The sequence below is a fragment of the Sphingomonas sp. GW821-FHT10F11 genome, assembly GCF_058809095.1.
The window spans coordinates 128,022-151,495 of the sequence record NZ_JBXASH010000008.1; the positions used below are offsets into that span (position 1 = coordinate 128,022).

Annotated in this window: 15 protein-coding genes; 10 read left to right on the forward strand and 5 right to left on the reverse strand. The window is 64.9% G+C overall.

Annotated elements, in window-relative coordinates:
* Positions 1 to 2 precede the first annotated feature (2 nt).
* The 6 genes from AC1RT8_RS20410 (at position 3) to AC1RT8_RS20435 (ending at position 6,403) form a co-directional block, all read left to right on the forward strand.
* A complete protein-coding gene (locus AC1RT8_RS20410; RefSeq protein WP_493077868.1) occupies positions 3 to 1,415 on the forward strand; it encodes an MFS transporter in 1,413 nt (470 codons plus the stop codon).
* A 12-nt stretch (positions 1,416 to 1,427) separates the two neighbouring features.
* Positions 1,428 to 2,363: a TauD/TfdA dioxygenase family protein gene (locus AC1RT8_RS20415; RefSeq protein WP_493077869.1), complete on the forward strand. Its 936-nt coding sequence runs from the start codon at positions 1,428 to 1,430 to the stop codon at positions 2,361 to 2,363.
* Positions 2,364 to 2,543: 180 nt separating this feature from the next.
* Positions 2,544 to 4,217: an arylsulfatase gene (locus AC1RT8_RS20420; protein WP_493077871.1), complete on the forward strand. Its 1,674-nt coding sequence runs from the start codon at positions 2,544 to 2,546 to the stop codon at positions 4,215 to 4,217.
* Positions 4,214 to 5,143 (forward strand): serine O-acetyltransferase EpsC, encoded by a 930-nt coding sequence (epsC, locus tag AC1RT8_RS20425; RefSeq protein WP_493077873.1) that lies wholly within the window; start codon positions 4,214 to 4,216, stop codon positions 5,141 to 5,143. The genes AC1RT8_RS20420 and epsC overlap by 4 nt, the downstream gene beginning before the upstream one ends.
* 57 nt (positions 5,144 to 5,200) lie before the next feature.
* Positions 5,201 to 6,097 (forward strand): TauD/TfdA dioxygenase family protein, encoded by an 897-nt coding sequence (locus AC1RT8_RS20430; RefSeq protein ID WP_493077874.1) that lies wholly within the window; start codon positions 5,201 to 5,203, stop codon positions 6,095 to 6,097.
* 21 nt (positions 6,098 to 6,118) lie between these two features.
* On the forward strand, positions 6,119 to 6,403 hold the full coding sequence (locus AC1RT8_RS20435) for a ribosomal protein L7/L12 (protein ID WP_493077875.1): 285 nt from the start codon (positions 6,119 to 6,121) through the stop codon (positions 6,401 to 6,403).
* A 20-nt stretch (positions 6,404 to 6,423) separates the two neighbouring features.
* On the opposite strand, the gene AC1RT8_RS20440 is transcribed toward AC1RT8_RS20435, so the two are convergent.
* Positions 6,424 to 7,407 (reverse strand): DUF6607 family protein, encoded by a 984-nt coding sequence (locus AC1RT8_RS20440; protein WP_493077876.1) that lies wholly within the window; start codon positions 7,405 to 7,407, stop codon positions 6,424 to 6,426.
* A gap of 124 nt (positions 7,408 to 7,531) precedes the next feature.
* Complete coding sequence (locus tag AC1RT8_RS20445; RefSeq protein WP_493077877.1) at positions 7,532 to 9,799, reverse strand: TonB-dependent hemoglobin/transferrin/lactoferrin family receptor; 2,268 nt, start codon at positions 9,797 to 9,799, stop codon at positions 7,532 to 7,534.
* Positions 9,800 to 11,392: 1,593 nt separating this feature from the next.
* Between AC1RT8_RS20445 and AC1RT8_RS20450 the strand changes: the two genes are divergently transcribed.
* Positions 11,393 to 12,706 (forward strand): hypothetical protein, encoded by a 1,314-nt coding sequence (locus AC1RT8_RS20450; protein WP_493077879.1) that lies wholly within the window; start codon positions 11,393 to 11,395, stop codon positions 12,704 to 12,706.
* Between the two features lie 5 nt (positions 12,707 to 12,711).
* Here the strand turns inward: AC1RT8_RS20450 and AC1RT8_RS20455 are convergent, their stop codons facing one another.
* Genes AC1RT8_RS20455 through AC1RT8_RS20465 form a run of 3 tightly spaced genes read right to left on the reverse strand, consistent with a single transcriptional unit; the run spans position 12,712 to position 16,363 of the window.
* Positions 12,712 to 13,779, reverse strand: coding sequence for a hypothetical protein (locus AC1RT8_RS20455; RefSeq protein ID WP_493077880.1), 1,068 nt, complete (start codon positions 13,777 to 13,779; stop codon positions 12,712 to 12,714).
* Entirely contained in the window at positions 13,776 to 14,387 is a 612-nt protein-coding gene (locus tag AC1RT8_RS20460; protein WP_493077881.1) for a hypothetical protein, read from the reverse strand. Before AC1RT8_RS20460 ends, AC1RT8_RS20455 begins: the two co-directional genes overlap by 4 nt.
* Complete coding sequence (locus AC1RT8_RS20465; protein ID WP_493077882.1) at positions 14,384 to 16,363, reverse strand: AAA family ATPase; 1,980 nt, start codon at positions 16,361 to 16,363, stop codon at positions 14,384 to 14,386. The genes AC1RT8_RS20460 and AC1RT8_RS20465 overlap by 4 nt, the downstream gene beginning before the upstream one ends.
* Positions 16,364 to 16,622: 259 nt before the next feature.
* On the opposite strand from AC1RT8_RS20465, the gene AC1RT8_RS20470 reads away from it, so the two are divergent.
* The 3 genes from AC1RT8_RS20470 (at position 16,623) to AC1RT8_RS20480 (ending at position 23,473) form a co-directional block, all read left to right on the forward strand.
* Positions 16,623 to 17,078 carry a hypothetical protein gene (locus tag AC1RT8_RS20470; protein WP_493077883.1) on the forward strand — a complete coding sequence of 152 codons (456 nt, stop codon included), beginning with the start codon at positions 16,623 to 16,625 and terminating at the stop codon, positions 17,076 to 17,078.
* Complete coding sequence (locus AC1RT8_RS20475; protein WP_493077885.1) at positions 17,071 to 18,642, forward strand: terminase; 1,572 nt, start codon at positions 17,071 to 17,073, stop codon at positions 18,640 to 18,642. Before AC1RT8_RS20470 ends, AC1RT8_RS20475 begins: the two co-directional genes overlap by 8 nt.
* Before the next feature lie 208 nt (positions 18,643 to 18,850).
* Positions 18,851 to 23,473, forward strand: coding sequence for an NAD-glutamate dehydrogenase (locus AC1RT8_RS20480; protein ID WP_493077887.1), 4,623 nt, complete (start codon positions 18,851 to 18,853; stop codon positions 23,471 to 23,473).
* The last annotated feature ends 1 nt before the right edge of the window (position 23,474 follow it).

Sequence of the window (23,474 nt, forward strand, 5' to 3'; positions counted from 1 at the left end):
CCATGGCGACGCTGGCCTTCCATGACTTTCCGGCGCCAGCCGCGGAGAAGGCAGCGCCCATGGCGGACCGGCCGGCCGCGCTTCGCCTGATCGGTTTCGCGTCGATGGCGGTGCCGATCGCCGGAGCAGGCCTGCCGCTCGCGATCTTCGTGCCGCAGCTCTACGCGACGCATTTCGGCATCCCGCTCGCGACGATCGGCTTCATCTTCCTGCTCGGCCGCCTGTGGGACGTCGCGTCCGACCCGATCGTCGGGGCGCTGAGCGACCGCACGCGCAGCCGCTTCGGCCGGCGGCGGCCATGGATCGCGGCGGGCGGATTGCTGTTCGGAATCGGATCGGCGCTGCTGTTCTTCCCGCCGCCCGCTTTGGTCGGGCCGCTTTATCTCGGGCTCGTCCTGTTCGTCTTCTATCTCGGCTGGACGATGATCGAGATCCCCTTCTCCGCCTGGGCGGGGGAGATCGACCGCGACTATCACGGGCGCACCCGCGTGGTGACCTATCAGCAGACGCTCCGCGCGATCGGTCTGTTGCTCGTGCTGGTGCTGCCGACCTTGCTCGACCAGGTCCGCCCCGGCGATGGCGGGCTGAAGCTGCAGGTGGTCGGCGGCTTCATCGTCGCCACCCTGATCCCGGCCCTGTTCGCCAGCCTGCTCGCCTTGCGCGAACCGCCCCTGCCCATCGTGCCGCCGGTGCGGGTCGGCTTCTGGAACACGACCAGGGTGGTGTTCAGCGACCGGCTGCTGCTGCGCGTGCTCGCGTCCGACGTCGCGGTGACCGCGGGCCAGAGCGTCCGCGCCGGGCTGATCGTGTTCTTCGCGGTCAATTATATGGGCCTGCCCGCCTGGGCGAGTGGCCTGTATCTGCTGCAATTCGTCTTCGGCGTGCTGGCCGGGCCGATCTGGCTGCGTATCGGCTATCGCCAGGGCAAGCGCCGGACCGCCATCGCCGGAGAGCTGGCCCAGGCTGCGATCAACCTCAGCCTGATCTTCGTCTTTCCCGGCATGCTCGGCCTGATGATCGCGCTCACCGTGGCGCAGGGCCTGACCCAGGGATCGGGCAATCTGATGCTGCGCGCGATGGTCGGCGACGTCGCCGATGCGCACCGGCTGAACACCGGGCACGACCGCACCGGACTGTTCTATTCGGTATTCAGCCTGTCGGCGAAGCTCGGCCCGGCGCTCGGCATCGGGCTCGCGCTGCCGCTGGTCGCCTGGTTCGGCTTCGAGCCCAGGGGGGCGAGCGCACCGGGATCGCTCGAGGCGCTGAAATATGTCTTCGCGCTCGGCCCGGCGCTCGCCCACATCATCGCCGCCGCGCTGATCTGGCGCTTCCCGCTCGACGAGGCGGCGCACCGCGAGGTCCGCCGCGCGCTCGACGCCGACCCGCCCGCCCGCACCGCCACCCTGACTGCCTGAAGGAGACATGCCATGACTGCCCTGATCCATCATTTCGACAATGTCGCCGATGCCGACGGCCCGCTCGACATCGTGCCCGTGGGCGGCCGGATCGGCGCCGAAATCCGCGGCGTCCGCCTCGGCGGCGGCCTGGACGACGACACGATCGCCGCTATCCGCGCCGCCCTGGTGCGGCACAAGGTGATCTTCTTCCGCGGCCAGACCCATCTGGACGACGAATCGCATGAGGCGTTCGCCGCGCGGCTGGGCGAGCCGCTGGCGCATCCGACGGTGCCGGTGGCGGAAGGATCGCGCTTTCTGCTCGAACTGAACTCCAGGGAAGGCGAGGCTGCGTCCGCCTGGCACACCGACATCACCTTCCTGCCGGCCTATCCGTCCGCCTCGATCCTGCGCGCACTGATCATCCCGCCGGCCGGGGGCGACACGCTCTGGGCCAACGGCGCGACCGCCTATGCCGATCTGCCCGCGCCGCTGAAGGCGCTGGTCGAGCGACTGCGCGCGGTCCATACCAACGCCTATGACTATGCCGCGAGCCGGCCCGAGGCATCGAGCGACCAGATACGGCGCCACCGCGAGGTGTTCGCCTCGACGGTGTACGAGACCGAGCATCCGGTGGTGCATATCCACCCCGAGACCCAGGAACGCGTGCTGCTGCTGGGCAATTTCGTGAAGTCCTTCGTGGGAATCAACCGCGACGATTTTGCGCGGCTCTTCCAGCTGCTGCAGGATCATATCACCAAGCCCGAGAATACGGTGCGCTGGCGCTGGACGCCGGGCGACGTGGCGATCTGGGACAATCGCGCGACGCAACACCGCGCGATCGCCGATTTCGGCAAGCAGCGCCGTCTGCTGCGGCGCGCGACGATCGCGGGGTCGGTGCCGGTGGGGGTGGATGGCAACCACAGCCGCGTGGTGAAGCCCGAGCCGGAATTGCTGGCGGCGGAGTGACACCTCTTCTCCCTCTCCCCTTGTGGGAGAGGGAAGGGGCCCATCGCTTTAGCGATGGGAAGGGTGAGGGGGACACGAGTCGTTGCGGTCCCGAACCTCACTCCCCCTCATCCGGCGCTTCGCGCCACCTTCTCCCACAAGGGGAGAAGGGAAGAAGGCGGACCACCTTTCCAAGGTACTATGATGAAACGCTACACCATCCTCTCCGCCGCGATCGTCGCCATGGCGCCGCTGCTGCTCCTCAACGGCGGCACCACGCCGGCGCCGCTCGCGGCCGCCGCGCCGCAGCCGGCCAGGCCCAACATCCTGATCATCGTGGCGGACGATCTCGGCTATTCCGATATCGGCGCGTTCGGCGGCGAGATCCGCACGCCCAATCTCGACGCGCTCGCCGCGCGCGGGCTGAAGCTGACCGGATGGCACAGCGCGCCGACCTGCTCGCCCACGCGCTCCATGCTGCTCAGCGGCACCGACAATCACCTCGCCGGCCTTGGCAACATGGCCGAGATGCTTGCCCCCAACCAGAAGGGGCAGCGCGGCTATGAGGGCTATCTGCCCGCCGATGTGGTCAGCCTGGCCGAACGACTGCGCGACCTGAACTATGCAACACTGATGTCGGGCAAATGGCATCTCGGCACGCGACCGGAGGACAGCCCGGCGCGGCGCGGCTTCGAGCAGAGCTTCGACCTCGCCCAGGGCGGCGGCAGCCATTATGGGCTCGATCTGTCGAAAGCACCGGGCGACAAGGGTACGACCTATTGGGAGAATGGCCAGCAGCTGAAGGCGCTTCCGGCCGGTTTCTATTCGTCCGATACCTATGCCTCGAAGCTGATCGAGTTCCTCGACAAGGCGGACAGGACCAAGCCCTTTTTCGCCTATCTGACCTTCACCGCACCGCACTGGCCGCTCCAGGCGCCGGACGAGGATGTCGCGCGCTATCGCGGCAATTATGACGCCGGCTTCGAGGTGCTGCGCGAACAGCGCCTGGCGCGGCAGAAACAGCTCGGGCTGATCCCGGCCGACGTCGTGCCGCATCCGCTCGAGTTCAAGAAAGGCAAGGACTGGGCGAGCCTCACGCCCGAGCAGAAGCGCGAACAGGCGCGGGCGATGGAAGTCTATGCCGCGATGGTCGACCGGATGGACCAGAATGTCGGCCGGGTGATCGCGCACCTGAAAGCGACCGGGCAGTATGACAACACGATCATCCTGTTCACGGCCGACAATGGCGCCGAAGGGCTGGACGTCGCGACCGCCGAGGTCCCCGGGCTGAGCGACCGCGTGAAGGCGGCCGACAACCGCCTCGCCAATTACGGCAAGCCGACCTCCTATATCGGCTACGGCCCCGGCTGGGCACAGGCGGCGACCGCGCCGTCCTGGCTCTATAAGGGCTTCACCACCGAGGGCGGGACGCGCGTCGCGGCGTTCATCGACTGGCCGGGCGGCGTCCGGCGCGGGGTGAGCGGCACCTATGGCACCGTGATGGACGTCGTGCCCACCTTGGTCGAGGCGGCGGGCGGCGACTGGCGCGGGGCGACCTATGCCGGGCGCGCGGTACAGCCGGTGCGCGGCGCGAGCTGGCAGCCCTATCTGACCGGCAAGACAGAGCGCGTGCACGCGCCCGACGAGCCTGTCGGCAGCGAGTTGTTCGGCCGGCGGGCGATCCGCCAGGGCGACTGGAAGGCGGTCGATCTCGGTGACGGCTGGAAGCTGTTCGACGTGGCGAAGGACCCGGGCGAGACCCGCGACCTGGCGAAACAGGACCCGAAACGTGTCGCCGCGCTGGCCGCCGCCTGGGACGATTATGGCAGGCAGGTCGGCGTGATCATGCCCTCGACGCCGGCGACCTTCCCATGAAGATGATGGCGAACGATCCGCTCGACGGCGTCGTGCTTGGCCTCGCCTCGGCGCGGCGGGACTGGCGCATCGCGCACCAGCGCCACGCCAATGCCGGCACCGCGCGCTTCCCGTCACGCGTGGCGCTCGAATTCATGCTCGAGCATCTCGAGGCGGCATTGTTCCCGCAGCGGCTCGGCCATTTCGAGGGCACGACCGAGGACGTGTTCGTCCGGCTCCGCCTCGAACAGGCGTTCGGCCTGCTCGAGGCGGAGATCGCGCGCGAGCTGCGCTATTGGGAGGCGGAAACCGGGGACCGGTTCGAGTGCGATCACGGCGACACCATCGTCCGCCTGTTCGCCGCCGCGCTGCCCGAGATCCGCCGGCTGATCGACAGCGACGTCGCCGCCGCCTTCCAGGGCGACCCCGCCGCGCGCAGCGTCGACGAGATCCTGATCTGCTATCCGTGCGCGGTCGCCGTGATGTACCACCGGCTGGCGCATCAGCTGTTCGAGCTGGGCGCGCCACTGGTGGCGCGCGTCATTTCGGAGATCGCCAATACCCGCACCGGCATCGACATCCATCCGGGCGCGACGATCGGGCCGAGCTTCTTCATCGACCATGGCACCGGCGTGGTGATCGGCGAGACCGCGATCATCGGGGCGCGGGTGCGGCTGTACCAGCATGTCACGCTGGGCGCGCGGCGCCTGCCGCCCGAGGACGGGCACAGCGTGCGCGAGCGTTTCGCCCGCCACCCGATCGTCGAGGACGATGTGGTGGTCTATGCCGGCGCGACCATCCTCGGCCGGGTGCGCATCGGCCGCGGCGCGACGATCGGCGGCAATGTGTGGGTGACCGAGGACGTCGCGCCGGGCGCGCTGGTGATGCAGCCGCCTGCTTTGTCCTTCGCGGCCGGGGAGGCCCCTCCCCTGTTCCCGGAAGGGTGAAACCTCATTGCGCAACCTTGCGCGAGGGCAGACATTGATCATGGAGAGGAGATCGCCATGGCGACCGCGTTGACCATCCGGACCGACCTGCAGGAGCGCGCGGCGTCGCGCGGGATCGTCATCATGCCGTCGACCCCGACGATCGGCGCTGAGATATCGGGCATCGGCCTGAACCAGCCGCTCGACGACAGCGTGGCCGAGATCGTCCGCGAGGCCTGGCTGACCCACAAGGTGATCTTCTTCCGCGACCAGGACATTGATTACGAGAGCCATCTCCGCCTCGGCCGGCTGTTCGGCGCGCTGGAGGGCCACCCGGTCATCCCGCATGTCGAGGGCTATCCGGAAGTGCTGCTGATCCGGGGCGTCGAGGGCGTGCAGCTCACGTCCGACACCTTCACGCCGTTCAAGGCGTACAATAAATGGCACACCGACGTGACCTTCCGCGAGCGGCCGTCGATCGCCTCGGTGCTGCGCGCGCGGCTGCTGCCGGCGCTGGGCGGGGACACGATCTGGTCGGATGCGGCCGCAGCCTATGAGGGCCTGCCCCAGCCGGTGAAGGACCGCATCGCGACCCTCGACGCGGAGCATGACATCGTCGCGAGCTTCGGCGGGCGGGTGAGCGAGGAGAAAAGGGCGCAGCTCGCGCGCGATTTCCCGGCGGTGGCGCATCCGGTGGTGCGCACCCACCCCGAGACGGGCGAGAAGATCCTGTACGTCAACTACACCTTCACGACACGAATCCTCGGCATCCCCGAAGAGGAGAGCAAGGAGCTGCTGCGCCTGCTCTACGAGCGGATCAAGGTGCCCGAATATCAGGTGCGTTTCCGCTGGACCCCGAACGCGATCGGCATCTGGGACAACCGGTCGACCCAGCATTATGCGGTCGGCGATTACTGGCCGGCCGACCGGGTGCTTGAGCGGGTGACGGTTTCGGGGGATGTGGTGACGCGATAGGGTCCTGCGGAAGGAAGCCGGATGTTCGTTCCAATCCCCGTGCTGATCGCGATCGGCGTTGCCTTCCTGCTGCTGCTTGTGTTGGCCCTGCGAGCGGCGCGCGGGCGCGATCCGTTGATGGGCGGCGGACAGGCGCCGGCCTATCGTGCGCCACCGGCGGCACCCGTGCCCCTGCCGCCCGAGATCGAGGAGCAGGTGCGCACGCTGCTCGCCGCGGGGCGCAAGATCGATGCGATCAAGCTTGCCCGGGATGTCACCCATCTGGGGCTGAAGGAAACCAAGGATCTGGTCGAATCGATGGAGTGAGGTGGGGCGTCGCGATCGCATCAGCGCTTCGTCACCTCGACAATCACCGCCTCGCCCTTCGCGATCGCCGCAGCCGTGGTCAGCTTGCCGGCCTGCACCTCGTCGGCATAGTCCATCAGCCGCTCGCCCGAGGCCGAGCCGGTCTCGGCGACTTCGGCAACCGTAACGCCCTTGTCCTTCGCGATCGCCGAGTCCCACGCAATACGCACCGCGGCCCAATAGTCCTTCGTGGCGGCCCAGTAATCGTCGGCCGCCTTCACGTCATATGCGTCGTCCCTGGCATAGGTGTTGAGCACCGTTTCCTGGACGAAAGGCACGATCTTCCCGTCGACCGGGCCCATCTTGATATTGTCCTGCCAGTGGATCCAGCCGGCCGGCGAGGGCGAGTGGCGGTTGATCGCGAGATAGCGGTCGTAGCGCGGGTGGCGCACGGCATCGCGGCGGGCGAGCGGGCGCCAGGTCCAGCTGCTGCGCCAGCGCCGCACGCCGCCATCGTCGGTCCATTCGCCCCAGCCGCCATAGCGCGGGGAATCGTCGGTCTGCCACACGGTCTGCGACCAGCGGCTCTTGCGCATCCGCTCCGGGATGGCCTCCACATTCCAGCGGCCATTGCCGGCATAGGCGAGGAACGAGGCGGGCTCGAAGCTCCAGTCCTGGCGCCAGTGCTTGATCACCATGGTCTTGCCCTCGCTGGTGACGACGAGCAGGTGCTGAAGCACGATGTGCCGGCCGCTGTCCTCGATCACGCGGACGCTTTCGTGCCCGCCCGAGACCTTGGCCGGGATCGGCGTGTAATCGGCGCGCCACGGCGTGGTTTCCTTCATGTCGAAGGTCACCTTGTAATTGCCGGCCATGGCGAGGATCGCGGCGCGGTCCGCCTCGAACGCCGCCTTTTCCTCGGCGGCGCTGCGCGGCGCGACGGGGCCGTCGGCGCGCGCTGGCGCCGCGAGCGGGAGGCAAAGCAGGCCGGCGGCGAGAGCCAGGCGGAGAGAGAAGGTCTTCATGAGCATCGGTTCCTCGGCAGATCGATAAAAGGGGGAGAGGGGCAGTCCCGGGGGCAAGGCCGGTTGGGTGCGACTGCTCCCCTCCCCAACCCCCTCCGGGGAGAGACAGGGAGGGGAAAGGGGGTCAAAACCGCGCCGTCAGCGAGACGCTCGCGTTGCGGCCGGGCTGGGTATAGGCGTCGGTGATCGCCGCATTGGCGGGCGCCGGTATGGCAAGCCCGCGGACATCGCTCCACCAGGCATATTTGCGGTCGAAGATGTTGAACACGCCGGCGCGAACGGTCAGCACCTCGTCGATCCGGACATAGGCCGTCGCATCGAGGATGGTGAAGCCATCGGGGCGATAGGCCGTGGCGGTGGTCGCCGACCTGGGCTTCTTCGCCGAATAGGTCGCGACGAGCTGGCCGCCGAAGCGCCGGTCGGGCGCGTCATAACCCAGGCCGCCGACCAGCTTGACCGGATCGATCGTCGCGAGCGGCGATTTTACGCCGCCGGCGCCGGTGCTGGTGCCCTTCGCATAGCTGACCGCCAGACGGCCGGTCACGCCGGCGACCGGGGTCACCTCGATCTTGCCCTCGACGCCGCTGATGCGGACTCGGGCGAGGTTGACGAACTGGAAGATGACCGGATCGGCCGGCGAGCCCGCATGGGTGCCGATCGATTCCTGGCTGATGAAATTGCGGTAATTGCCGATGAAGCCGGTCACCCCGGCGCTGACCACCGGGGTGACGATCCGCGCGCCGCCTTCGAAGCTCTCGCTGGTTTCCGGCCGCAGATCCGGATTGGGGATTGTGCGATAGGCGAATTGCGCGCCATTGGGGTTGTCGAAGAACTGGTTGACCTGGGTCGGCGAGGGCGCCTTGAAACCGCGCGCATAATTGCCGAACAGGCGGACCGCGCCAAGCTTCACCAGCGCACCGAGCTTGGGCGACACCCGCGATCCGCTCTGCCTGGCCGGGGCGGCCGAGGCGGCGGGGGCGAGCGCGTCGGGCCTGGGCGTCAGCGCATAATGATCGAAGCGAAGCGCCGGGAACAGCGTGAACGCGCCGCCGGCGATGCCGATCTCGTCCGAGATATAGCCGCCGGCCAGCGTGTAATCGGTGACGGGGAAGGCGCGGGTCGGGAAGACATCGGGCGCGGTCGGCACGGTGCCGTCACGGATCCCCTCCTGCCGGGTGACGCTGACATCGCCGCCATAGACGAGCTTGTGAGTCAGCGCGCCGGTGGAGAAATCGCTGCGCAGCTCGACGCTGGCGCCATAGACCCGGTTCTCGAAGGTGTTGAGCCGGGTGCGATCGGCGGCGGTGTTGCGGTCCTCGGCGGAGAATTGGCGGTTCTCGCCGTCCTGGTACCAGCCCGTCACATGCGCCGAGGCGATCGCGCCGGCGCCGGTATAGAGCCAGTCGAGCGCGACGCGGTCGCGCTTGGTGCGGTCGCTCGCCGTCAGGCCGATGACGCCGGTCGCCGGGACCGGTACCGCGGCGGAGACGCCGCTCAGCACATTGGTGCCGACATGGCCGTCGAGATGATCATAGGTCAGGCGGACGCGGTGATGATCGTCGGGCGACCAGACCAGCTTGGCCAGCACCGCGTTGGACGATGTGTCCTGCGGGTTGGGCGCGGTGCGGCTGGCGTTGGGCGTCTCGTTCGTCCCCTTGTTGTCCAGCTCATGCCCGTTGCGCCCGGTATAGGCGACCATCGCCGACCAGCTGCCGATCGCCCCGGCGACGATGCCGGTTTCGCTGAACTGGTCGTCGGCCGAATCGAAGCCGGCGCGGGCGATGCCGCCGAAGCTCTTGCCGCCGGTGAGGAAATCCTGCGGATCGCTGGTCACGAAGCTGACCGCGCCGGCCAGGCCGTCGCTGCCGTACAGCGCCGAGGCCGGGCCGCGCAGGATCTCGACCGACTTGACCGCGCCGAGATCGACATAATCGCCGCGCCCGGCGGATTGCGCGCCGAATTCGAAGCCGTCGGGCACGCGCACGCCGTCGACCTGGATCAGCACGCGATTGCCCTCGAGCCCGCGGATGTTGAAACCGGCATTGCCGTCCCGCCCGGTGACGCCCTGCGCCGCGCCGAAGCGGGAGGGCGCGCGGCGGACGCTGACGCCGGGTTCGAAGCGGACCAGATCCTTGACGTCGGAGGCGAGCTGGTCGGCGATCGTCTCGGCGGTGATCACGGTGACGGTGGCGGGCACATCGGCCACCGGCTGCGCGATGCGGGTCGCCGTGACGGTGACGAGATCCTTGTCCTCGTTGGCGGGACGGGGCCCCTCCGCGGCAAGGGGCCCATCCGCGGCATGGGCCGCGCCGGCACCCAGCATCCAGGCGATCGCGAGCGCGGCGGCGCCCGTGCGGATGGCCGAGCGCGGCGTGGTGAAACAGTCGATCATGGTAACCCCCGGAGACGTGAAGCCTAATGCTAATGAGAGTGATTCTCGTTTGCATCTGCTAGGAGCGATGGGGGCGGGTGTCAATTCCGTCGAGGGCGGAATGGGAGAGGCGACGGCCGGGTTGCGGTGGTGGGCGCGTGGAGCATTGGGATCGAGTGAGGGCGATCCGAAGATGTCGCCGTGATGCGCGATGCGATCGGGGCGGCTTGGCGTAGAATCCGTATTGACGCGGGGCGCGGCCTGCGGATGACCGTCAACTAATCGCGGAATTATGCGACCCACCTGTGAGTGGGCCAAAATCGAGCGGTTCTTGCGGGCCGCGCGGGATTTAGGCGCGGCGTGGCCCTGCGCCGAGCATGACTGCTTGGCGAGTTCGAGTTCCGACGGCCGAACCGGGGCGGCGTTGATTGTCATTTTACTCGCCGAATTCCGCGAGGGGTATCGGATCTTCTTGATGCTTTACTTGCAGAGGGGGCGGGCATCGCTGGGTCTCCGGGCGCCGTTATGGGCTACAGGATTTCAGCAGATGTGCGGGGCCGCGTGAATCGATGCGGCCAAATTAGGCTGTAGACTCATTCGACGCGAACGGCAGGAACTGGTGGTTAACTGCCGTTCCGTAGCCTGCGCAACGAAGCATATTTTGCGGATTGGGACTGTGACCGGTAGCGCCCACCCGGACGGTAGACTGGCAGCAGATCAGTCAGCCTGAACAAAGCCCGAATCATCAACCGATAGAGACGAGAATGCACGACCAACAACGCGATGGTGGCGGCTGCAGCGATTATAATGAAGATCGTCTCGCTCAAGATTGGTGTCCTCTATGACCCCTCATACCACTAGATCGCAATGACTGCTATTGGGCGCTAGCGGTCATTCCCATTTATGAGTTCACGACCCAGACCGCGCGTCTCCTCAGGAGAAACGGGGGCGCCGAGGGGCAGTGATCAAGCAATCCTTGACGACTGGGTGTCACACCGTGACGTGCGTAACGCCGCGTCACACCGGCGTTACGGACGTATCCTTTGCGACACCGGGGCGTAACCCGGCGTTACGGGCAGGCGGCCGCTCCTGCCAACTGATTCAATTGACTTCAGAATCGCACCATATACGCCGCCGCCCGGCCGGGTTGGTTCGATACTCTGGCGGCCGGGCGCGGTGCGCTACCAGAAGGGGTCCGATCAGAGCGCGTCCCGAGTCCGGAAGGCAGAGCGGGGATCGGCGAGGCGGGAATGCCTCGCAAGCAACTGCCGATCGCTCAGCCATTCCCGGCACGAGCGAGCACGCGAAGCGACGGGTGGCTCCAAAGGTCATGCGGTCGAAAGCGGGCGGGAATGCCTCTGCCTGAGCGGCGGGGGTAGTTGTCCTATGCCCGCTTCGCTCCTGGTTCACCAAAGATCAGGCGGGCCGCCTTTCCAGGGGGCGCACCCTCCCTCCATACCTGACGGACTACCGCTAAAAATGCACTGTGACCGATATCCTGTCACCGATATCGTCACCGTTTTTCGCACGAAATTCTGTAGTCGCCTTTCGATAGCCCTTGACGTTTCCACCGAACGATGACTCAACGCGAAATACATCGCGCTTGGAGGCATAATGGATGTGATCGCTGCCCCAGAATCCGATGAATGCGAGGCGGTAACGCTGCATGATTGGCTAGGCGACCGTCGCCCTTCCCATCTATCGACTAACACCGGAAGCGAGCTCGTTGCGTTTCAGTCATGGCGCAATTTTAAGGAGGCTTTCGCGCCTGAGCTAATCGCGCAAGCGTTTGAAGAAACTGCGATTGCTCTTGAGCGGCCCGTCAGAAGTTCAATCGACCCCTTCGGTGGGTCGGGGACAACTGCTCTTTCGAGTCAGTTCCTGGCTGCTAAGCCATTCACGATCGAGGTTAATCCCTATCTCGCGGATCTAATCGAAGCAAAGCTTGCGTCGTACAATCCGGACGCGTTGCGTGCAGATCTCGATTCCGTTTTTCGGAGGTACGCTCCCTACCAAGGCGAAGATCCGTTTCCGGGAGCACCGCCAACGTTTGTCGAACCGGGCGTCAAAGGCCGTTATATATTTTCTCGTGCTGTGGCCAACAGCATCGCCGGTTTTCGGGCAGCGATAGCCAAGATTAGAAATCCAACGAACCGCCGTCTGCTTCGCGTGGTTTTGGCCTCATTGACAGTTCCGGTGAGCAATGTCGTAATCAGCGGCAAGGGTAGACGATACCGTCGCGGGTGGGCCAATCGCCTGATTACAGCTGAGACGGTTATTGCGATGTTTCGCCAGGCTTCCGAGCAAGCGATTGGCGACATCCTCCGCTATCGCAAGCGGCTATGCTTGGATTTTGAACTTGCCCGAGGGGATTGCCGCGAGCTCATCCCCGTGGACCGCACCTTCGATGTTGCGATTTTCTCGCCACCCTACCCGAACTCCTTCGACTATACGGACGTGTATAATGTCGAACTTTGGGCTTGCGGCTATCTGACCGCCGGCAGTGACAACAGGGCCTTGCGCCTCAAAACGCTTAGAAGCCATGTCCAGATTTCGCGATCCTTCGGCGCCGCGGATATGGAATCGGAAACGCTCAAACGTGTTTCACTAGAGCTTCAAGCGGTCCGAGCCGAACTTTGGAATAAGTCTATTCCAGACATGGTGGTCGCTTATTTCGACGATATGGTTACGGTACTGTCAAAGCTTCATGCTTCACTCGTCCATCGCGGCAGGGCCTATCTCGTTGTAGGTGACAGCCTTTATCACGGCGTCTACGTTCCAGTCGCCACAATCTTAACCGAACTCGCTGAAACTATTGGCTTCGACAAGGTATCAGAAGAGCCCTTCCGCTCGATGCGAGCCTCTCCCCAACAGGGCGGCAAAAAGGAACTGGTTGAAACCCTCCTTGTATTTTCGAAATCAGATTAAATTACTCATACCGTGTGGGGCTCCGCAAACATACGCACTGGCAGTGCGAAATCCGTACGCTGCACATGATAGTCGGGATTATAGGCAATGCCGCGATCACGGTAATAGAGGCCGTCAGCTTGTGTGATTGTCAGCTGGCCTTCCACCAGTCCCCGACGCCGCGCATCAAAGACGACTAGATACCCACGCGTACGCAAACCGGCGGCGGTTTCGGCATCGCCATCGAGGTATTCACTCAACTGTTTCGCGCCCGCTCTGGCGCGGGCATCTCGATAGGGAGTGGTCAACTTGCCCTCTTCGTCCACAGAATCTCCTATCCACTTGATCTCGATGATCGCGCGGTGAGTCGTGTCTGCCCAAGTTATCTTTATATCGACCGGGTGGCTCTCATCGACGATCTGCTCGGGGCGCACCTCAGCATCGGGAAAAGCGTCCCGCAGGTATTGATGGAGAGATCTTCTCATCACTTCTTCAGGCTTCGCGCGAAGGAAGAGACGATTGTCATCCGCCCAAATGCCATCGGCCTCATGCGCCAGGATAAAGCAAACAGTCTTGCGAACTACCTCACTGGCGTATCTGGTGAGCGCAGCATCAAGGCCGGAAAATGTCGGGCGCGCGAAAATACTTGCCATCGCCGCCGGCGAGGGGTTGCGGATGGTGAAGATCTCGCCGCCGACATACACTCGTTCAGTTCGATCGTGGTAGGAGTAAACGACCGCCTCAGCTGACAAAGCGATCGGATCGACCAAACTGTCTCGAATCTCCAATCGCCCGTTTGCTAAAGCCTCTACGGAATGATTTCCTGCGAGTTGGTGCTGAACCATTTGCCCAGCCGAGATGGTGTGGGTTGGCTGGCCCAAGGCCACCACGGGCAGCTTGTCAGCGGGCCGCGCGTAAACGATCAAATTTCCGGCGTACAATGAAGGATCGATATCCCTGTATATCCGGCGAATGGCGCTCACGAGCTGCCGAAGAGCATCCACGCCAAGCGATCCGAAATGCCTTTGGACGTGAGGGATATACATGGCCTCAGCGATTTCACGCATCGCATCCATATCGATTTCGAAAGTCACGCTACAGCGTTCCCATTCGCCGACGAAACCGGCTGCCTTGCCGAGTAGCTCATCCAGAGCATTGAAGGTGTAAGTAAATCTTCTGCCGCCGCTCCGACTACCTGCCGCACTGCCCTGATTTGCTCGTAGAGTAAGCTTTGCGCGCTATTGTTGAGAAGCGGGCGCCCACCGTCTTGCAACGCAGCACTCTTTGATGTCGGCTCTGCATCGATGCCGGCTGCGAGCGTTGAAGCCGGAAGAAACAATGCGCTGTCGCAGGCCGGAATGAGGACACGCTCACGAGCGGTTAGGCGACCTGCGAGGAATGGTCGAAGGCGATCGCTGCTATTGGAATTTTCAGCAAAGCCGCCGTTCACGCTGATACGCATCAGCGATTGCTCGGAAAGCCAATCCATAGCGGCGTTGATGTCTCCGCTGAATGGCGCGCCAAAATCGGACCGAATAAAGAGGTATCCCCAGTCAGCCAAAGGCTGTCCGTCATAGAGCCCAAGCAGACATGCCAGATAGGCAACCCGCTGCACTTCGAAGCGGCTTACCCCACCGAGTTCGGGAGCCATCCTGCGGATTATTGTCACCGCGTCGAAAAAGGCTTCCGGGCTGATCTTCATGATCCGCCCCCCTGAGATTGTTCGAGAGCATCTGAAATCTCGCCATAAGCGTCATGGAAGAGCTGGCTGGCGTTCTGCTGGACGTCAGAAAGCTCAGTCCAGCCGGTCATTTGTGACAACGCCATACGCTCCGCGCCGCATTTGCTGGCAAGCGTCTTCAAGAGAAGCGAGGTATTGATATTGGCGGTCATCAAGATGTCATGACCGCTTTTCACGAAGTTCGCGAACATCTCCCCGGCACGATCCTCATAGGCGATATCGAGTGACCCTTCTGGGGTGTCGATAAAGAGCGTCGCTCGATCCGTTTCTCGTGACATCTGCTGCGCCAAGGACATGCGAAGCGCAATGTCGATGAAGAAGCGCTGACTTTCCGAAAGTTCTTGTGGATCTTGCCGCGCGTCGCCATCGAGTTCGATCGCAAGGCGCAGTTCCGTAGGGGCGGTCTGAATGAGGCCGACAGTAAGGTCAATACCAAGAAACAACTCTGCAAGTTCGCGAAAACGAGGAACAAACTCCTTCTCAGTGGAGGCATATCGGCTCTCCAAACGATCCTGCAATTCCTTGTAGCCCGAGCGCAATTCATCCCGACGCCGATAGTGACCATCGCGGACGCCAATTGAATCTGCATAACTGTCGTTTAGACTCTCAATCGTTTTTTCGAGTTTGGCGCTGCCAAGGTTGCGATGCTCTCGCAAGGCATCAGCTACCGAGGAATTGGCCTCTTCGAACTTAGAAAGCGCGGCTCGGGCTTCAATTACTGCATTGCGTTGACCCTGGTGCTCACGCTCCAAGCGAGAGCGTGCCGCCTCCGCCTCATCAAGCTCGCCCTTCGCAATCGTAAGTTTGTCATCCAGTGCCTTGAGTTCCTGCTCGATTTCGAGCGTGTCATGGCCATCAGAAGTCAGATCACTCTCACAAAGTGGACAGACATGGCGTTTGATCTTCGCTTCAATCGTCGCAATAATCTGCGGGCCAATGTGATGGCAAACGGCGCATTCGCCGTCGGAAAGCGACCCGACAATGGCCGGATGTGCCGCCGCGTTCGTTGGTCCGATGAGCATACGGTTGAACGCATCTGAATATGCGGCCCGCTGTGTGGCGAAGACTGCAGTCGCTCGCGCAAATTTTAGTTCCGCCTCATTTAGGCGCGCTTCGGCCCTTTCAGAAGTGCCAACAGCCGTATTCAAGGCATCTTGGAGTTGACCGTGTTCACGCGCCAGCGCGTCAAAATCTGCGTCGGGAGGAGCCCCGCCAAGCTCTTCTCGCAAAATTTGGATTCGCTTGCGCGTATTGTTTGCTTGATACTGAGCATTGCGCGCTCGACTATCTTCCTGATCCGCTTCACGCTTAAGAGCATCGGCCTGGGCCGCATCTTCAGGGTCGCCGCCGAAAGTTAGAAACAAGACTTGTGATGATGCGCGGTCGTCCCAAAAAAGAAGATGCCTACTTTCGTCGAAAGTAAAGACGAAGTGCTGAAGGAAAACAAATTGATCGAAATTCTTTAAGCCAATCGCGCCGGCGAGCAGGCGCTTGTATTCCTCGGCCCGCTGATAAGAAGCCAGTGCCGATCCGTCGAAAAAATCTTCGCCATTTTTCGTAACCTTGAAATGACTCATGTTCTGACTGGCGAAGAGACCGCGCGTTGCCACAAATTTGAACTCGCCTACGTCGAACTCCAACGTGACGGAGGCCAAATCCCTGTCCTTCTCGTCGATACGGCCATCAAAATAATGCTGAGTAAAGCGGTGCGCCTCCGCCACATAACGCTCGGCGGACAGGAATTTTCTCGCTGGATCAGGTACATAGCCTGTCAGGCCATAATTCACCGTCGATAAGAAAGTCGATTTTCCAATGCCGTTAGCACCAGCGAGGCAATGAACGCCACCTTGAAGATGAAGCGAAATGTTTGGCTGTAACTTATATAAAGAAAAGTTGCTGAGAGTTACCCGGCGAATTCGTGGAAACGCGAAACGCATTGCCAAAGGCGTTCCCCCGCTTTGTCCGCTGGACATAATCGCCAAACCTGCCCTTTTGCTGCAACTGCAGTCCTTCTGCTGATTGGAGTGCCCTTTGGCAACCTACATGACTGTCGACTGAGCCGGATCGAACCTAAGGTGATGGCGGTTCCGCAACAGGCTACGGAGATCAACGCATTACGAATGCGGCAAGCGGTCTTAGCCGCAAATCTCATCCCGTCGATTCAAACCTCCCAAAAACTCCCCCACAAAGCGCCCCATGCCAAGAGGACGCCCCAGCACCTATCGCCCCGCCTATGCCGACATCGCGCGCAAGGCCTATGCCAACGGATCGATCGCCGAGCAGGTTGCCGACCTGCTGGAGATCGACATCTCCACCTTTTACCGGTGGCGCAGCAAGCATGAGGATTTTGCCGAGGCCTGCACCACCGGCAAGAAGCTGGCCGACGAGCATGTGGTGAATGCGCTCCACCAGCGGGCGTGCGGATATGATTATATCGCCGAGCGTGCCTTCATGTTCGCGAGCTGGAATGAGCCGACCGTCGCGCGGTTCACAAGGCGCGTGCTCGCCGACCCCCGCGCGGCGCTGCAATGGCTGCGCATCCGCCGACCCGACGAGTGGCGCATTCCCGTCGAAGAGCGGGACAAGGACGAGCTGGGCGACATCATCCTGCAGGCCTTCGCCCGCGTGGGAAAGACACCCGATTATGACTGATCCCAAACCCAGATCGCGCCGGGCGCTCGTCAACGAGATGAAGCGGTTGGCGCATGACCCGATCGGCTATGCCCGCCTCGCCTTTCGCTGGGGCGAAGGCCCGCTCGCCGGCGTCTCCGGCCCGCGCGCGTGGCAGCGCGAGGTGATGGAGACGATCGGCGCGCACCTCGCCAACCCCGCCACGCGGCACATGCCGTGCCGCATCGCCCGCGCCTCCGGCCACGGCATCGGCAAATCGGCGCTGATCGCGATGCTGATCAAATGGGGGCTCGACACCGGCATCGACACGCGCATCGTCGCGACCGCCAATACCGAAGTGCAGTTGCTGACCAAGACCGCGCCGGAAATCGTGAAGTGGCACAATCTGTCGATCACCAGGGACTGGTTCAGCGCGACGGCGACCGCGCTCGTCTCCACCGTGCCGGGGCACGACCGGAGCTGGCGATCCGACCTCGTCACCTGGAGCGTCGCCAATACCGAGGCGTTCGCCGGCCTGCACAACCAGGGCAAGCGCATCATCCTGATCTTCGACGAGGCATCGGGCATCGCGCCGAAAGTGTGGGAGGTGGCGCTGGGCGCGCTGACCGACGAGCAGACCGAGATCATCTTCCTCGCCTTCGGCAACCCGACGCACAATACCGGCCCTTTCCGCGACTGTTTCGGGCGGCACCGGCATTTGTGGAACACGCGGCAGATCGACAGCCGCACGGTGGAGGGGGTGAACCGCGCCTATCTGGACGAGCTGGTGACGACCTTCGGCGAGGACAGCGACGTGGTGCGGGTGCGCGTGCGCGGGCAATTCCCCTCCTCCTCCTCGATGCAGTTCATCGGCCACGACCTGGTCGAGGCGGCGCGGCGGCGCGAGCTGTTCGGCGGGGTGACCTGGGATCCGGTGATCTTCGGGCTGGATTGCGCGCGCTTCGGCGACGACCATTCGACGCTCGCCATCCGATGCGGGCGGGATGCGCGGACGCGGCCGTGGAAACGCTGGCAGGGGGTGGACGCGATGACGCTCGCCGGGGACGTGGCGCTGCAGGTGCAGGGCTTCCACCCCGATGCGATCTTCGTCGATGCGGGCAATATCGGCGGCGCGGTGGTCGATCGGCTGCGCCAGCTGGGCGTCGAGAATGTCCATGAAGTGTGGTTCGGCGCGAAGGGGCGCGAGGCGGTGTGGGCCGGCGAGATGCGGGTGCAGTGTGCCAACAAGAGATCCGAGATGTGGACCAACATGCGCGGCTGGCTGAGCGGCGGGGCGATCCCGGACGAGGAGGCGCTGGCGGGGGACCTGACCGGCGTCGAATATGGCTATGCGGCGGACCAGGTGTCGATCCTGCTCGAGAAGAAGGCGCATATGAAGGCGCGCGGGCTCGCCTCCCCCGATGACGCCGACGCGCTGGCGCTGACCTTTGCCGAACCGGTGATGCCGCGGCAGCCGAACTGGCTGGATGCGGGGCGGTACCGGGTGGAGCGGCAACCGACCTGGGATGAGGAGGAGGATATCTACAAGGAGCTGAAGGAGGAGGATGCGTCCTGGATCTACCGGGACCTTTATCGGGACGATTAATCCTCCTAATCCTCCCCGGAACGGGGAGGGGGACCACGAAGTGGTGGAGGGGCTTGGAGCGCGGAACGTCTGCCCCGCGCTCCAGCCCCTCCACCACCCGCTGAAGAAGCGGGCGGTCCCCCTCCCCGTGCCGGGGAGGAACTAGGGAGGTTCATTGTGCAGCGCCACAAGGGTTGAAGCCCGCAAGCGGCGGGAGCATAGGGCCTCGATGGCCAAGACCACGCTGAAATCGCTGTCGGACGCGCTTGCCGCCCGGCTGACCAAGGGCGCACTTCCAGGGGAATTGCAGGGGTTCGGAAAGGCCGAGCGGGCAGACGCCGCCGCCTTTGTCGCCGCCACCGCGGAACACCGGCCGCCGGGCAAGCCGGTCATCGCGCTCGAGCCGATCGCCGGGTCAGAACCGCGCCGCACGATGCGACTCGCCATCGTCAATGACGACATGCCCTTCCTGGTCGATTCGATCGCGGCGACGATCGGCGCGAAGAATGTGGTGATCGATCGCATCATCCACCCGGTGCTGAGCGTCACCCGCGATTCGGCCGGCACGCTGACCAGCGTCGGCGGCGCCAGCGGCGAGGGCGGCAGCCCAGAATCGATGATCTATATCGAGATGGAGCGCGCCGATTCGCGCGAGCGGCGCGACCTGCTCTCCGCGCTCGAGCACAACCTGGCGGATGTGCGCTCGGCCGTCGCCGACTGGGCGCCGATGCAGGCGCGCATGGCCGCCGATGCCGAGGCGCTGGGGAAGAGCGAGGGCGCCGAACTGCTGTTGTGGTTCCTCGACCGCAACTTCACCCTGCTCGGCCATGAATTGTGGCAGGGCAAGAGCGAGAAGCCGCTCGGCATCGCGCGCCATGCCCATGCCGTGCCGATCCTGGCCGAGGCGTCGCGTTCGCTCGCCATGGCCTGGTTCGAGAAGGGCGGGGAGGCCCCTCTCCTGCTCAAGTCCAACCAGATCTCCGGCGTTCACCGCCATGTGCCGCTCGACCTGGTGCTGGTGCCGATCCGCGAGGGGCGCAAGGTCACCGGGCTGTCGATCCATGCCGGGCTGTGGACCAGCGCAGCGCTCAACGCGCCGCCGCAGGAAGTGCCGGTGCTGCGCGCGCGGCTTGCGGCGCTTGAGGCGAAGTTCGGGTTCGATCCCAAGGGGCATACCGGCAAGGCGCTGACCCATGCGCTCGCCTCCTTGCCGCACGACCTGGTCACCGCGTTCGACGTCGCCTCGCTGGAGGATGTCGCGCTGACCGCGATGTCGCTGGCGGATCGGCCGCGCCCTGCCCTGGTGCTGGTGCGATCGATCCTGGGACGGCATCTGTTCGCGTTCGTGTGGCTGCCGCGCGACGACCTGACCACCGCGCGGCGAGTCGCGATCGGCGACATGCTGGCCGAGGCGGCGAATGGCGGGCTGCTCAACTGGGCGATCGCGATGGAGGGCAGCGTGGTCGCGCAGATCCGCTACACCATCGATCTGCGCGGCGAGGGCGTGATGCCCGATGCGGCGGCGCTCGACGCGCGGATCGCGCGCATGGTGCGCGGCTGGGTGCCGGCGGTCGAGGCGGCGCTGGCCGAAGCGGTGGAGCCGGCGCGGGCGACTCGGCTCGCGCTGCGCCATGCCGCGACCTTCCCGCAAGGCTATCGCGCGGCGGGCAGTGCGGAGGAGGCAGCGCGCGACATCCTGCGGCTGTGCCGGCTCGACACGCCGGGCGACCGGTCGGTGCGGCTGTACCGCGATGCGAACGGCGCGACGCGGATGAAGATCTACCGCGTCGGCGGTCCGCTGGCGCTGTCGGATGCGGTGCCGGTGCTGGAGAATTTCGGCTTCCGCGTGATCGAAGAAGTGCCGACCGCGCTGGCCGACGACGCGCAAGGCTTCGTGCACGAGTTCTTGGTCGAGAGCGCCAACCCGGCCAAGGGCGACCCGGTGGTGCTGGAGGATGCCGTCGCGGCCGTTCTCGAAGCCCATGCCGAGAATGACGCGTTCAACCGGCTGATCGTCGATGCGGGCATGGCACCCGCCTCGGTGGTGCTGTTCCGCGCCTGGTTCCGGTATCTGCGCCAGGCCGGGCTGCCCTATTCGCTCGTCACCGTGGTGGATGCGCTACGGCGCGCGCCCAAGGTGGCGGCGGCGCTGATCGAGCGCTTCGCCGCCGCGCACGATCCCGCACGCGCCGTCAAGGGCAGGGCGAAGGTCGAGGCGATCCTCGCCGCCGATGCCGCGATCGATGCCGGGCTCGATGCCGTCTCGGCGATCGACGACGACCGCATTCTCCGCGCGCTGCGCAACGTGATCGCGGCGACCTTGCGCACCAATGCCTTTGCGCCCGCGGGCGCGACGGCGCTGGCGTTCAAACTCGACAGCCACCTGATCCCCGGCCTGCCCGCCCCCGTGCCGTGGCGCGAGATCTGGGTGTACTCCCCACGCGTGGAAGGCATCCATCTGCGTGCCGGGCCGGTCGCGCGCGGCGGCCTGCGCTGGTCGGACCGGCGCGACGACTTCCGCACCGAGATTCTCGGCCTGATGAAGGCGCAGCGCGTGAAGAACGCGGTGATCGTGCCCACGGGCGCGAAGGGCGGATTCTATCCCAAGCAATTGCCGCCGGTCTCCAACCGCGACGCCTGGCTGGCCGAGGGAACCGAGAGTTACCGGGTGTTCATCCGCTCGCTGCTGTCGATCACCGACAATATCGTCGAGGGCAAGGTGGTCCATCCCGCGGGCGTTCTCGTCCATGACGGCGAGGATCCCTATTTCGTCGTTGCCGCCGACAAGGGCACCGCGACCTTCTCCGACGTGGCCAATGCGATCGCGCTCGATCACGGCTTCTGGCTGGGCGACGCCTTCGCCAGCGGCGGGTCGGTCGGGTATGATCACAAGGCGATGGGCATCACCGCCAAGGGCGCCTGGGTCTCGGTCCAGCGGCACTTCGCCGAGCGCGGCGTCGATGTGCAGAGCGAGTCGATCCGGGTGGTCGGCTGCGGCGACATGTCGGGCGACGTGTTCGGCAACGGCATGCTGTTGTCGCAGACCCTGAAGATCGTCGCGGCGTTCGACCACCGACACATCTTCCTCGATCCCGATCCCGATCCCGCGGCGAGTTGGGAAGAGCGCGCGCGCATGTTCGCGCTGCCGCGCTCGAGTTGGGCGGATTACAATCCATCGCTGATCTCCAAGGGCGGCGGCGTGTTCCCGCGCACCGACAAGACGATCAAGCTGTCGAAACAGGTCCGCGCCGCGCTCGGCCTCGATGCGAGCGAGATGGAGCCGGGCGCGCTGATCTCGGCGATCCTCAAGGCGCCGGTGGACCTGATCTGGTTCGGCGGCATCGGCACCTATGTGAAGGCGGCGGCGGAGAACAACATCCAGGTCGGCGATCCGGCCAACGACCGGCTCCGCGTCAATGCCGAGGAGATCCGCGCGACCGCGATCGGCGAGGGCGCGAATCTCGGCGTCACCCAGGCGGGCCGCATCGCGTTCGCGGCGCATGGCGGGCGGATCAACACCGACTTCATCGACAATTCGGCCGGCGTCGATTGTTCGGACAACGAGGTCAACATCAAGATCGCGCTCAACCGCGAGATGATCGAGGGCCGGCTGGCCTATGAGAAGCGCAACAGCTTCCTCGCCGGCATGACCGACGATGTCGCGCATATCGTGCTCGAGGATAACCGCCTCCAGACGCTCGCGCTGTCGATCGCGGAGAATGACGGCGCGCTGGCGGTACCGAGTTACGTCCGGTTGATCGAGATCTTCGAGGCATCGGGCAAACTGGACCGCGCGGTCGAGGGGCTTGCCTCGAACGACGATCTGCTGCGCCGCTCGCAGGAGGGGCATGGCCTCACCCGCCCCGAACTGGCCGTGCTGCTCGCGACCGCGAAGCTGGCGCTGCAGGAAGCGATCGAACTGGCCGATCTCGGCCTCGATGCCGAACTGGCGCCCGATCTCCACGCTGCCTTCCCGCCCGCGATGCGCAAGAAGTTCGGCAAGGCGATCGACGAGCATCGGCTGCGCGGCGAGATCGTCGCGACCAAGCTGGCCAACCGCATCGTCAACCGGCTCGGCGTGCTCCACCCGTTCGAGCTGGCCGAGGAGGAAGGCGCGGCGATGAGCGATATCGCCGCGATGTTCGTCGTGACCGAGCGGCTGTTCAGCCTGCCCGCGCTCTGGGCCGAGATCGAGACGGCGGTGATGCCCGAGGCGGCGCGCCTCGCGCTGTTCGACGAGGTCGCGGTGGCGACGCGCTCGCAGATCGCCGACCTGCTGCGTGTCGTGCGCTCGGGCACTGGCCCCGGCCCGGCGCTGGCCCGGCTGGCCAAGGGCACCGCGCAGCTCGACAAGCAGACCAAGGCGCTGCTGCTCGAGGAAGCGAGCGCGCAGAGCGCGCGCATCGCCGCCACGCTGGAAGAGGCGGGCGCGCCGCGCAAACTCGTGCAGAAGGTGGTGCGGCTGTTCGAGCTGGACGGCGCGGTCGGCCTCGCCGATCTCGGCGAGCGGCTCGGGCTGGACGAAGCGGTGCTGACGCGAGCCTTCACCCGGCTCGGCCAGGCGCTGGGGCTCGACTGGGCGCAGGCCAATGCCGCGCGCATCTCGTCGAGCGATCCGTGGGAGCGGCTGCTCATCGCCGGGCTCGCGCGCGATTTCCAGCAGTTGCGGCTCGAATTCCTCGGCCGCGGCGGGGGCGATCCGCAGGCTTTGGTCGAGACATGGCTCGCCGCCAATGCGGGACGCGTCGCGCAGTTCAAGTCGGTGGTGGATCGTGCCCGGCACGCGCCGGCGCCGAACGCTGCGATGCTGGCACAGATCGCGGGCCAGGCGCGGGTGCTGCTGGGGCGCTAGG